This window comes from Syntrophomonas sp. UBA1041 (assembly GCF_002316705.1).
In the GTDB taxonomy this organism is placed as follows: Bacteria; Bacillota; Syntrophomonadia; order Syntrophomonadales; family Syntrophomonadaceae; genus DTU019.
The window spans coordinates 44,766-55,407 of the sequence record NZ_DCEA01000005.1 but is presented as its reverse complement, the minus strand read 5'-3'; the positions used below and the strand labels follow the sequence as shown (position 1 = coordinate 55,407).

The following is a 10,642-nucleotide window of genomic DNA, read 5'->3' as shown; positions in this document are numbered from 1 at the left end:
ATGGTTATTCTATCATGAATCTCTATGCACAGAACCAACTCATGTTAAAATCGCAATAAACTGGACTGTAGAAATTATGGCAGGTTAAGCGATTGGGACTTGACAGGCAGAGCCCTTTTCCCCCAAGGTTTTAAATAAGAAGTGAGCAACAAGAAAAGCAGGATAGAAAGCGAGATTATAGTTCCGATCATCAGCATCTGATGGCTGTGCAAATAAGTTGTATTCTCCACGAGATGGATTTGCCCTGCCGAACTCAAGGCAATGGTCTCTTCAAGCCAATGGCGCATAAAGGTGCTCCCAAATAATATGGCAGCTATATTCCCCAGGGTTTTTACTATGATCCAATAATACCTGGTGAGGCCCCAGTTGGTCCTTACTGAAATCCAGATACCGGTGATCATGCAGCCTAAAGCACCGGGAATGACCAGGAACCAATCAAAATACCTGGCGAACAGATGGGCCGCGTTGATTTGAGCATTTTCTGTAATCAGATTGGCAGCCATACTGGTCAATAAGAGTGCCCCCAGAACTCCGGCAAAATATATTATCACGAAAATGATGTGGGCTATAAGCCACCACTTTTTTTGCTTCTGGCTTAATTGGGCGGAAAAGAGCCTTGAAAGCATCACCAGGCCATATACAAAAATCAGAATGCTTACTAAAGTAATGAGTAATTCCAGCATAAACTTACCTCCATAAATAAGGGGACAGAGAACCTTTATCCTGATCCCGTCCCCGCCATGGTTTTAAGCAGCCAGCCCGGGTGGGCGGCGACTGGCTCCAAGACTTCTATTTGCGGCGATCGGTTCCGGTTAAGGCCAGGGCAAGGAACAATCCGGTGCCTGCCAGGAAGAATATCATAACCGAAGCTATGGCAATGAACATCTCACCAGTGGCATAACGGGTTACTAATCCGGTGAAAAGACTGAAAAGCAAAAGCCCTACCGATATGGCGTAAAGAGCCGCCCTGACCTTGTTCATGGCATATTTATTTCTGCTTTCCCTGGTCAGTACGCTATAAGTCACCAGGGCTCCCCCGGCAACCACGAATATCCCGGCGCCCGCTACCTCAACCCCGGAGCCGCGCATGAAATACAGCATGGCTGAGGTGAATAATCCGAAAAGAATCAGCAACACCCCGATCACTATGCCTGCGGTTGAAATACGAGCGCTCATAGATGTATATACCGTTTGTCTGGCGGTATCTTGCCCCAGCCTGCGCATATCATCGACCAGGCCGCCCAGGTCACCCATTGAAATCACCGCCTCTCTGAAGGCCTGATCATCATCCAGACCGCGGGCTTTGATATCCTGAGTCTTTTCCTTAAGATTGGTTGCCAGTTCTTCCTTTAAATCAAAGAGTTGTTGACTGGCTCCAACCCCGGAAAATAAATGGTCCAGGTAATCGTTGATTTTTTTATTGAGGGGACTATCACTTTTCAACATTTTCAAGGCCTCCTTCTATCAATTTATCCAGAATATCCTTGGCAAAGCGCCAGTCTTTTCTATTCTGTTCATAGTTCTCCCGGCCTTTTTCCGTGATGCGGTAATACTTGCGCCTGCCTCCCTGGGACTCATCGCCCCAATAAGAGGCAATCAAATCGTCATGCTCCAAGCGTCTGAAAGCCGAATACAGGGTGGCTTCTTTCAGTTCATATTGCTGTCCGCTCAATGCGATGATGGTTTTATAAATCTCGTATCCGTAGCTGTCTCCTTGCCGCAGTATGTTCAGGATGATGGTATCGGTGTGACCGCGTATCAAATCTGTCGTAATTCTGCCACCCATATTATTACACCTCCTATAGTATAATATATAACATATTACTATGTCTGTCAATGTAGATGGGATAAGCGGCATGAATAAGGGGACCTTGCCGGCATGTCATTCCTTAAATGGAAGACATACTGTCAAAGTCCCCGGAGAAAGAGGTTGGCATGTGGTTTTGCTTGTAATAGCCCATCATAATGGGCGGCTTGAACCGGTCATTATGATAGATACAAAACTATGGTTTTTAATGACCGGGCATCAAGATATGACCTCAACGCCTATTAAACTTATTCGGATAAATAGTTCTGTACATTATACTGTTGGTACAACCCGTCCATCCAGGCGGAATATTCATCACTTATTTTTTCATCCAGCAAAGTATTTCTGATGCCTTCTTTACTGGCTTCATAGTTGGGTTCCTGGGCGGCCTTTTTGTCGGTGACATTTATGATATGGTAGCCGTACTCGGTCTGCACAGGAGCGCTGATGGCACCGACTCCTAATGAGAAAGCGGCTTCCTCAAATTCCTCCACCATGGTATTTCTTTCGAAGTATCCCAAATCTCCGCCGCTATCCTTGTTGCTGGTGTCAGTGGAATACTCCTGCGCAAGTTGAGCAAAATCGGCGCCGCCATCCAACTTGGCCTTAACTTCATTGGCTTTTTCCGCACTGTCAACCAGAATGTGACTGGCTTTGACCTGCTCGGGCTGCGCAAAGGAATCCTGGTTTTCTTCAAAATAAGCTTGTATATCTTCTTCGCTTACAGTGATGTTTGGGGCCATCAGCTTTTTAACCTGAAGGTTTGTCGCCGTATCCTCCTTCACTTCATCTATAGTGTGGCCGTTGGCCTGAATAGTGTCAATAAAGGCTTGCTCGCCTCCGTAGTAGTCATAATATTTATTAAGTTCCGTTTGGATCTCTGCTTCGGAAACCACAATGTTCTGTTTTGCGGATTCGAGCTTGATGATCTTTTGAGCTATCAGAGAATCCAGAATCTGATTGCCGTTGGCTTTAACCAGCGAATCATAAAACTCATCTTTAGTGATTTTTTCGCTATCGACGCTGGCCACCACCGGCTGCCTCAGTTGTGCTGCCCCATAGCCCGCTCCCACACCAATGATGGTGAAAATCACAATTAAGGCTATCAGCCGCGTTAAGTTGGATTTGCTTTCATTCATTGTTTCGAATCACACTCCTTAATGTCTCTGTATATGGTAGCACACCATTATGTCGGTTTCGTGTACATTTGCATGGTATATAATGGAAAAACCCCGGGATAGGATATGGTTTAAAGGCCGAAGCCGGTTTCGAGATAACTGCGGGATAGATCAACCAGGGCCAAAACATTCCAATTGGGGTTATACAGTCCAAACGTCCTGTTCCTAGGGTGAAACCTTCTATTTTCGCAAGGTTTTCTCCAATTCCTCGATTTCCCTGCGGGCCAGGTCATCACACCCCGCCATGGATTCCAGGTGATGCTGCAATTCGTGCAGAACCGTATCCATAATCTCTTGTTCCCAGCTTTCCAGGGGCTCGTCATGTAACAAAGCAGCGAATGAACCGTAGTAAAAAACGATGAGACACCCCAGATGCTCGTCCTCGACATACTCACCCATTATGTAAAATTCATCTTCGCGCTTTTTCTTCCGCAGAACATTGAAGCCTCCGTTGAGGCAGCGATAATAATAAGACGGGACGCGATTAACCGCTTCATCCACCATTTCCGTAAATTCATCAAATGTAGGTTTGGCCACAATACATCCTCCTTGTCTCTGATCGTGCGGCAATAGAGATTTCGCTCTATATATTTTAACGGCTTTATGATACAAAGTTAATAAACAGCAGCCTAACAGGAGGGTGATTCATGAACCAACCAGCCAAATCGTTAAACAGCCTGGGAAACATCATATTGACCGCCACTGTTTTGATCACCTATATATTATCAATCCTACCAGTAGCAGATTTGCCTATTGCCACTGCTGTGCCGTTTTATGTTTGGATGCTGTTGTTTGCTATGCAATTCGTTCTGATGATATTTTGGTTTCGTATGCGCAGGAGCGTTCTGGCTGCTGTGGGTATAATTTTGGGGTTGGTTGGCTTAGCTCTGTTAGCTGTAGCGGCCTCCCAGCATTACGCCGCCACTCCCGGTATTACCGGTGACAATAGCATTGCGGTTCTGGAAAAGGTGCGGTTAGGCGGCACAGAACAATGGATAACCATCCGGGGGAAAGACGCCGACAAACCGGTATTGTTATATCTGGGAATCGGAGGTCCGGGCGCAGGCGGTTTTCCCGCCAATTCCCTGACCCTTAAGCCCCTGGAGGATGATTTTGTGGTGGTAAATTGGGATCAGCCCGGCACCGGCAAGTCTTATGGAGCGGTTCCCATATCCACACTGACGGTGGATCGATTCGTCTCTGATGCCCGGGAACTGACGGAATTACTGTGCCAGCGCTTTAATCAAGATAAGATCTATGTAATGGGGCTGTCCTGGGGTACTATAATCGGCACCAAACTGGTGCATCAGCATCCTGAAAACTACTATGCCTATATAGGAACCGGACAAATGGTCAATACCGTTGAAAACGACCGACTGGGTTATCGGTTAAGCCTGCAGCTGGCTGCTGAAAAAGGCGAACAGGATTTGCTGCAAAAGCTCAGCGGTTATGGCGAGCCACCTTATTTCGGGGAGGGTATGGCCTATAAATATGCCGCCTACAACAACGTTCTGTTTGAGCATATGGGAAATATACGCGTGGAAATGGTAGCCTTTCTGGTCCCGCAGTTCGCGGACGAATATGGTCTGGTTGACAAAGTCAATTTCGCCAGGGGGTTAATACAGTCATTTACCGTGGTCTACCCGCAATTAGAGGATCTGGACTTCACCACTCAAGCGGCCAGAATGGAGGTTCCCATGTACTTCCTGGCGGGGCGCCAGGATGTCAATGCCATGTCTTCGCTGCTGGAGCGTTATTACAATGTGCTCGAGGCCCCCTACAAAGAGCTGATCTGGCTTGAATCCGGTCATGGCGCCGGTCCTGAAGAGATACGGGACGCCATGTTAAACCACGTGCTGGTTAATAGTCCTCCCCTGCAGAATCCCATAGGGCTGACACAGTAATAGTAAATTGCTTCTACTCCCTGACAAGTGATGCTTTTAAGCGGAGGTGCCCGGCTCCCCTACTTCGCCTTGTAATCCATACCCATGTATTTGTCTCCTGTTTTGAGTTCGCTAAGCATTTGATTGAGTCTCTTAAGCTGAGTTTCATAGCGTTTTGCTCGTGTAATCCAGCCTATATAATCATTTTGTTGATATGGCGGCCGGCGTTTGTACTTATCCATCAAACCTTCCTTCAAGAGTGCGTCCAGAACAAAATCCGGAACCGGATGAACAGGGCGCTGCAAAGCTGACATGCAATTATCCCCTTTCGGTGCGATTAGTTTGAATGACCCGGTCAAGCATTAAACAATTCTTTTATGAACATAATGCCACAAAAGCGATAAGGGCTGAAGGCCATGTGTAAATATTGCTTCATTAGAAATACTTGGGTTATAATAAGCCCAAAATGGCTTGGAAAGGATCGTTGCAATTGGAACTGATTTATACCGGCAAAACCAAGAATGTTTACCGTCTTGCAGACGGCAATTATTTGCTGAAATTCAAAGATGATGCTACCGGAGCGGACGGGGTATTTGACCCGGGCTGCAACACCATTGGTTTGACAATTGAAGGCGCCGGACGGGCCGGGCTGCGGTTGACAAAGTACTTCTTTGAGCTATTAGAAAAACAGGGCATCCCTACCCATTATATCGACGCGGATATCGAAAATGCCACTATGACCGTTAAACCCGCGCTACTATTCGGCAAAGGCCTGGAAGTCGTGTGCCGTTTGCGCGCGGTAGGCAGTTTCTTGCGCCGCTATGGCGATTATGTACAGGAAGCGCAGCCTCTGGATTATTTTGTGGAAGTGACCTTGAAGGACGATGCCCGCGAGGACCCTCCCATTACCGAGGACGCCCTGGAACTCCTGGGCATTCTTTCCAAGTCCGAGTATCAGGTATTAAAAGAACTCACCCGTAAAATTACCAGAGTGGTGAAGGATGAAATGGCCAAAAAAGGCTTGGAACTGTATGACATCAAATTTGAATTCGGCCGGGTGGGGCCTGAGCAGCAGATAACGCTGGTGGACGAGATTTCCGGCGGCAATATGAGAGCCTACCAAGACGGCCGGCACATCCAACCTCTGGATCTGGAAAAAATCATGCTCAATGACTAGAGAACGAGGCGAGTCTGTCATTACGCCGAGGTGTGAGGACAGACTCGAGTTTTTTCTGTATACTTGTTGCATGCATCCCCACGCGTCATTCCGCGTACGATCTAATCCCGTGATCCCTGGCAGCGGCTGCAAGCTAAATCGTCTTCCGGTCACAGCAGGCCGAAGAGATAGGCACAGAGGATTCCGCCTACCACGACTATAACCAGATTGAGGCGCAAGAAGGCCAGGATAGCCGATCCCATTATTCCGGCGATGGCGGTTGATATATTGCCGGTGGAATAAAGCGCCCCCGGGAAAATAAGCGCGCCCAGGACGGCATAAGGGATGAACTGCAGGCAGGCCCGCAGGTAAGGCGGCATTCGTATATCGCGCAAAAAAACCAGTGGCAGCATACGGGGTATATAGGTAACCGCAGCCATTAAGACAACGATCAGCATCAGTTCTAAAGCGCTCAGCTCTCCACCCCCTCCGGATAAAACGCCGCCCCCAGCATCGCCGCCAGGCTGGCCGAAATGACCAACTTCCAGCCGGTGGCCAGGAAGCTGAGCACCGGCACCCAGTTCATAAGCCCCTGAAGGGCTACAGCCGCTGATACCACCACTATGACCGGCAGACCGTTGCGCAAAGAAGGTACCAGGAGCCCGATAAACATCGCATAGAGAGCAATACCCATACTGGCCTGTATTGCCGCGGGCAATCCGCCGGCTAGCAATACCCCCGCCCCGGTTCCCAATACCCAGGATGAGTAAGCGATCAGGTTAAGTCCCAGTACAAAAGGCGCTGTCAGAATGGATGGGGTTTGCAGGGAGGCTACCGTAAAGGTCTCATCAGTTATCCCAAAAGCCAGAAGGCTTCTCCATTTTTTGGACAATTCCGGAGCCAGACGCTGGGAGAGTGAAGCGGTCATCAAGAAATGGCGCAGGTTGATCACCAGGGTGGTCAAAATGATTTCCCAGGCCTGTGTGCCCAAAGCCAGAAGGTTTACGGCGATGAACTGGCTGGCTCCGGCAAAGACCAGTAATGACATCAATACGGCCACATAGAGGGAAACCCCTGCCGAGCGCGCCAGAAGCCCAAAGGCGATGGCAATGGGAAGATAGCCAATAGCGATGGGCAGTCCGGCTTTTAGCCCCTGTGCAAAAGTTTGCGCTGTATTTGCTTCAGCCGGCGTGAACCGGGCCTCCTGTTCCTCAGCTGATTTATTGACATTGCTGCTCTCATTCATAGATAAAAGTCTACCATACAAATAAACTCGCAGCCCAGATTTATTTCCGGCATTCTAGTAATCTTAAAATGACACTCCGGGTAACCCAAAAACCCGGGGCGGTACTTTCGGACAGCTGTACCGCCGGGTTTCAGGCCATAAATAATAAGGCTTAAATGATTTCAGTTATCTCTAATCGGTTGTGCCTCGAGCCGGTTTGGTATTTGAGCTTTGCGCTTAAAGTATTTCAATCGCATCCCCTTTGCGTATCACGCCTCCGCTCAAGGCTTTACAGAATAATCCTTCGGCGGGTAAAAGGCTGATGCCCAGAGTTCTGGTCACTACGCTGGGATGATCTTCTTTGCCAATCTGGGTCACCTCTATGACTGCCTCTTGACCCAGTTTCAGTCTGCTGCCTACAGCAATTGCGGAGAAATCCAATCCGTCAATTAAAATATTTTCCGCAAAACCGCCGGGACCAACATTTAAATCATGCTGCCGATTGGCTTTGAGTACGCTTTGCCGGTTGAGACAGGTGATCTGCCGTCCCCAATCTCCCGCATGCCCATCATTTTCTATGCCGTAGCCGGCTATCACTCTGGCTTCGGCGACTTCCTGTTTCAGCTGTCCCCTTTCCGGGCTAATCGAAATTGCATAAATCTTCCCCTTTTCCATTTAGAACCGCCTTTCCAGCTATGAATCCTTAATCTGCACCGGAGGCTTGTCATCAGTCTTACGCAAAACTCTGACCAGCATGAACTCTTTCCAGATTTAACAGGTGCTGCTTTAATTCCAATCCGCCGCCATATCCCACCAGTTTGCCATTAGCGCCAATAACGCGGTGACAGGGCACTATGATAGAGATGGGATTGCGGTTGTTGGCCCTGCCAACAGCCCGGTAAGCCCTGGGCCTGCCTATCTGCTCGGCGATCTGTTTATAGCTGCGGGTCTGGCCGTAAGGAATCTTCAGCAATGCCTTCCACACCATCTGCTGCATCGCTGTTCCTTCCAGATGCAATGGTAAATCAAAAAATCTGCGTTTACCCTGCAAATACTCCTCCATCTGGTGAGCCGTTTGTCTGATGAGACTGGTTTCCTTTTGGACCGCATCGCCGGGTGCGATTTCGTTGGCGAAAAACAAGTCGGTAACAGCCTGGCCATTATCGGCTATGCCAATAAGTCCGACATCGGTTTTATAATAGTACAAGTTTTTAATTGTTGCCACCTCCCGCTGGTCTGGATAGACGGAGGGATTGTAGGAGCAAAATTCCTGTCTCGTCCCCGCCTCTTTTTCGGCAGAATCTAATCAGCATAGTCCTTGCGGTTTTACATCCGGTTTGTCGACAATCCTGCCCTCACTAACTAGAATACAAAATAATATGAGTTGAGCAAATATGATGCTGCTATTTAACCGTTATTTTTCACAAAAATGTTTTTACCCGGCCGATGCCAACCCGGGATTGACTATGGGCCTGAAGGTTTCTGGTGAGAGTCTCACAGGGCCCAACCCGCTTTTAACAGGTGTTTGTAATATGCTCAAGAGCCTGGGAACCAATATTAAAGGTCAGTATTTCGCTCCTCCGGCTAATGTCTTTTTCTGTTAAACTGGGCTTTCCCTGCCGCTACTTTCCTCTATTGTCCGGGGTTCTTAATCTGCCTGATATTTAGCCTCTGGGCCAAGGGATCGGTCCAGCTTAAGATAATCCCGGTGTAGTTGGCGCATTAAAGGCCTTTCTCAATGAGAAAGGCCTTTAATAACGAGAGAGGTTATTGTATGTTAATAGGATCTATGTAAACCAGGTCAGTGTCAATAAATTACGGGCAACCCCAGCCGATTTTAGGTAAAATCTCGGATATCGAATGTCCGGAGCTTAACTGCCCGCCTGCTTCAATAATTCGTAGCGTTTTTTCGCAGTTTCATATAAATCAGTAATTTCTGCTCCGGTATCTCCGCAGAATTTATTAAGATTTGAACGAAAGCCGTCAACATCGGATTGCATGGCTTTTTGCTTTTCTTCCAACTCGACAAAATGGCCTTCGAGTTGGATCTGATCGGCATAGAGACGGTTCTTCAGTTCCAAAACACAGTCCAGCAATTCGGATATATCCTGCTCCGCCTTTTCTGCGCGCTTTTTTTCAGCGTCCAGTTCACGCTGCAGGTTTTCATTTACGATCAACTGTTCATTAAGCAGGTTTAACTGATGGTAAATCGCATCAATTTCACCTTTGTAGCTTACGGGCTTAGAGTTTTCATCAACTTGTTTTTCCAGCACCTGGGCCTTCTGTTCCATCTCTAAAAAGGCCTGATATAGATCTTCGGTCTTTTTCTTACTTTGAGACAATTGTTCCTCGAGTTCTTCTATTCTGGCTTCGAGCATCTCCCGCATTTCAAGGCTGTTGGCCAATTCGATGCGTTTGGCTCTGATTTCTTTCTCGGCCTTGCTTTCAGTATCTTTGAGGGCCAGGGCTAATTCATTGTTTTGCTGCCTCAATTCCTCGCAGAGCTTGGTGCGTTCATCCAATTCCCCTCGCGACAACGCGATTTCCTGTTCCAATACCGCGATGCGAAACTTCTGAGCACGATATTTGTTTTCTAAATCGATCTTTTCTTCAGTGATTTCTTTGCTGTGCTTTTCTAAATCAGCTGCCTGTTGGGCCAGTTCGCTGTATTCCGAGCCCAGCTGCTGTCTTTCGGATTCCAGCTGGTTCAATTCCGCTGAATAGCGTTCCTCTATCTCTTTAAGTTGAATCTCATTTTCCTGACACCGGGTCTGGTAATCGCTGAGGTCGGCCGTAACAACCTCCAATTTTTCATGTAAAGCGGCCTTTTCTGCCTCATTTTCCTGTCTCAAAGTTTCAGATTCCTTCATAATTTTCCTCTTGTAGGATTCAAGTGCTTCGATTTTGTCTAACAAGGCCTTTTCTGCATCCTGATAATGATGTTGTATAGTGTTTATGCACTGTTTAACATCATCTTCACTTATACCGCCTATGATTTGACGGCGCAATTCCGACACTATGGTCATCGCTTCAACATTAGCTCTTAATTGATCAAAATCTTCTTCATTGAAGGCAGCGGCATCGACCGTCATCACTTCGACCTCCTTCAACTGCATCGCGAATTTGCTGCACACATTTTAGCATATTAGGACTTAAAGGCATATAAGTTAATAATCCCATTATTTAACCTATATTTTAGGACTAATGTACCAAAAAGCATATCAAGCAGTCTGACTTTTTGCCGAATCTGACAGCTAGGTTAACAGAGAAGCCGAAAAATAGGGATAGTTATTTTCGGAAAAATGAAAATGATTAATTTCTAAAGCCAGTCATTAAAATACTAAAAACCAAATGAAAGGTAAGGATGCTGACACTTTTAGCTTTATCTGAAAT

The 10,642-nt window shown here is 47.3% G+C and carries 13 protein-coding genes; 2 read left to right on the top strand and 11 right to left on the bottom strand.

The window, feature by feature from the left end:
* Positions 1–74 precede the first annotated feature (74 nt).
* The 5 genes from B2633_RS01470 to B2633_RS01450 form a co-directional block, all read right to left on the bottom strand.
* A complete protein-coding gene (locus tag B2633_RS01470; RefSeq protein WP_483168773.1) occupies positions 75–683 on the bottom strand; it encodes a DUF2269 domain-containing protein in 609 nt (202 codons plus the stop codon).
* Positions 684–789: 106 nt separating this feature from the next.
* Positions 790–1,446: a permease prefix domain 1-containing protein gene (locus tag B2633_RS01465; RefSeq protein ID WP_483168772.1), complete on the bottom strand. Its 657-nt coding sequence runs from the start codon at positions 1,444–1,446 to the stop codon at positions 790–792.
* Positions 1,433–1,786 (bottom strand): PadR family transcriptional regulator, encoded by a 354-nt coding sequence (locus B2633_RS01460; protein WP_483168771.1) that lies wholly within the window; start codon positions 1,784–1,786, stop codon positions 1,433–1,435. The genes B2633_RS01465 and B2633_RS01460 overlap by 14 nt, the downstream gene beginning before the upstream one ends.
* 269 nt (positions 1,787–2,055) lie before the next feature.
* Positions 2,056–2,946 carry a peptidylprolyl isomerase gene (locus B2633_RS01455; RefSeq protein WP_483168770.1) on the bottom strand — a complete coding sequence of 297 codons (891 nt, stop codon included), beginning with the start codon at positions 2,944–2,946 and terminating at the stop codon, positions 2,056–2,058.
* 219 nt (positions 2,947–3,165) lie between these two features.
* Complete coding sequence (locus B2633_RS01450; RefSeq protein WP_483168769.1) at positions 3,166–3,522, bottom strand: metallopeptidase family protein; 357 nt, start codon at positions 3,520–3,522, stop codon at positions 3,166–3,168.
* Between the two features lie 110 nt (positions 3,523–3,632).
* On the opposite strand from B2633_RS01450, the gene B2633_RS01445 reads away from it, so the two are divergent.
* Positions 3,633–4,889 (top strand): alpha/beta fold hydrolase, encoded by a 1,257-nt coding sequence (locus B2633_RS01445; RefSeq protein ID WP_483168767.1) that lies wholly within the window; start codon positions 3,633–3,635, stop codon positions 4,887–4,889.
* A gap of 59 nt (positions 4,890–4,948) precedes the next feature.
* Here B2633_RS01445 and B2633_RS01440 read toward each other — a convergent pair whose 3' ends face one another.
* Positions 4,949–5,182 carry a YdeI/OmpD-associated family protein gene (locus B2633_RS01440; protein WP_483168766.1) on the bottom strand — a complete coding sequence of 78 codons (234 nt, stop codon included), beginning with the start codon at positions 5,180–5,182 and terminating at the stop codon, positions 4,949–4,951.
* Positions 5,183–5,358: 176 nt separating this feature from the next.
* Here B2633_RS01440 and B2633_RS01435 point away from each other — a divergent pair, with 176 nt between their 5' ends.
* The gene (locus B2633_RS01435) at positions 5,359–6,045 is read left to right on the top strand and encodes a phosphoribosylaminoimidazolesuccinocarboxamide synthase (protein WP_483168765.1); all 687 of its coding nucleotides are present in this window, start codon (positions 5,359–5,361) and stop codon (positions 6,043–6,045) included.
* Positions 6,046–6,194: 149 nt separating this feature from the next.
* Here the strand turns inward: B2633_RS01435 and B2633_RS01430 are convergent, their stop codons facing one another.
* The 5 genes from B2633_RS01430 to B2633_RS01410 form a co-directional block, all read right to left on the bottom strand.
* Entirely contained in the window at positions 6,195–6,482 is a 288-nt protein-coding gene (locus B2633_RS01430) for an AzlD domain-containing protein (protein WP_483168764.1), read from the bottom strand.
* A gap of 14 nt (positions 6,483–6,496) precedes the next feature.
* A complete protein-coding gene (locus B2633_RS01425; protein WP_483168763.1) occupies positions 6,497–7,270 on the bottom strand; it encodes an AzlC family ABC transporter permease in 774 nt (257 codons plus the stop codon).
* A gap of 216 nt (positions 7,271–7,486) precedes the next feature.
* Complete coding sequence (locus B2633_RS01420) at positions 7,487–7,924, bottom strand: MOSC domain-containing protein (protein WP_483168762.1); 438 nt, start codon at positions 7,922–7,924, stop codon at positions 7,487–7,489.
* A gap of 58 nt (positions 7,925–7,982) precedes the next feature.
* Positions 7,983–8,456 (bottom strand): methylated-DNA--[protein]-cysteine S-methyltransferase, encoded by a 474-nt coding sequence (locus tag B2633_RS01415; protein ID WP_483168761.1) that lies wholly within the window; start codon positions 8,454–8,456, stop codon positions 7,983–7,985.
* A gap of 664 nt (positions 8,457–9,120) precedes the next feature.
* Positions 9,121–10,341, bottom strand: a complete 1,221-nt coding sequence (locus B2633_RS01410) for a hypothetical protein (protein WP_483168760.1) — start codon at positions 10,339–10,341, stop codon at positions 9,121–9,123.
* Positions 10,342–10,642: the final 301 nt, after the last annotated feature.

Coding starts and splice junctions, on each gene's coding strand:
- B2633_RS01470 (WP_483168773.1), bottom strand. CDS start 683: ATGCTGGAATTACTCATTACTTTAGTAAGCATTCTGATTTTTGTATAT.
- B2633_RS01465 (WP_483168772.1), bottom strand. CDS start 1,446: ATGTTGAAAAGTGATAGTCCCCTCAATAAAAAAATCAACGATTACCTG.
- B2633_RS01460 (WP_483168771.1), bottom strand. CDS start 1,786: ATGGGTGGCAGAATTACGACAGATTTGATACGCGGTCACACCGATACC.
- B2633_RS01455 (WP_483168770.1), bottom strand. CDS start 2,946: ATGAATGAAAGCAAATCCAACTTAACGCGGCTGATAGCCTTAATTGTG.
- B2633_RS01445 (WP_483168767.1), top strand. CDS start 3,633: ATGAACCAACCAGCCAAATCGTTAAACAGCCTGGGAAACATCATATTG.
- B2633_RS01440 (WP_483168766.1), bottom strand. CDS start 5,182: ATGTCAGCTTTGCAGCGCCCTGTTCATCCGGTTCCGGATTTTGTTCTG.
- B2633_RS01430 (WP_483168764.1), bottom strand. CDS start 6,482: ATGCTGATCGTTGTCTTAATGGCTGCGGTTACCTATATACCCCGTATG.
- B2633_RS01425 (WP_483168763.1), bottom strand. CDS start 7,270: ATGAATGAGAGCAGCAATGTCAATAAATCAGCTGAGGAACAGGAGGCC.
- B2633_RS01420 (WP_483168762.1), bottom strand. CDS start 7,924: ATGGAAAAGGGGAAGATTTATGCAATTTCGATTAGCCCGGAAAGGGGA.
- B2633_RS01410 (WP_483168760.1), bottom strand. CDS start 10,341: ATGACGGTCGATGCCGCTGCCTTCAATGAAGAAGATTTTGATCAATTA.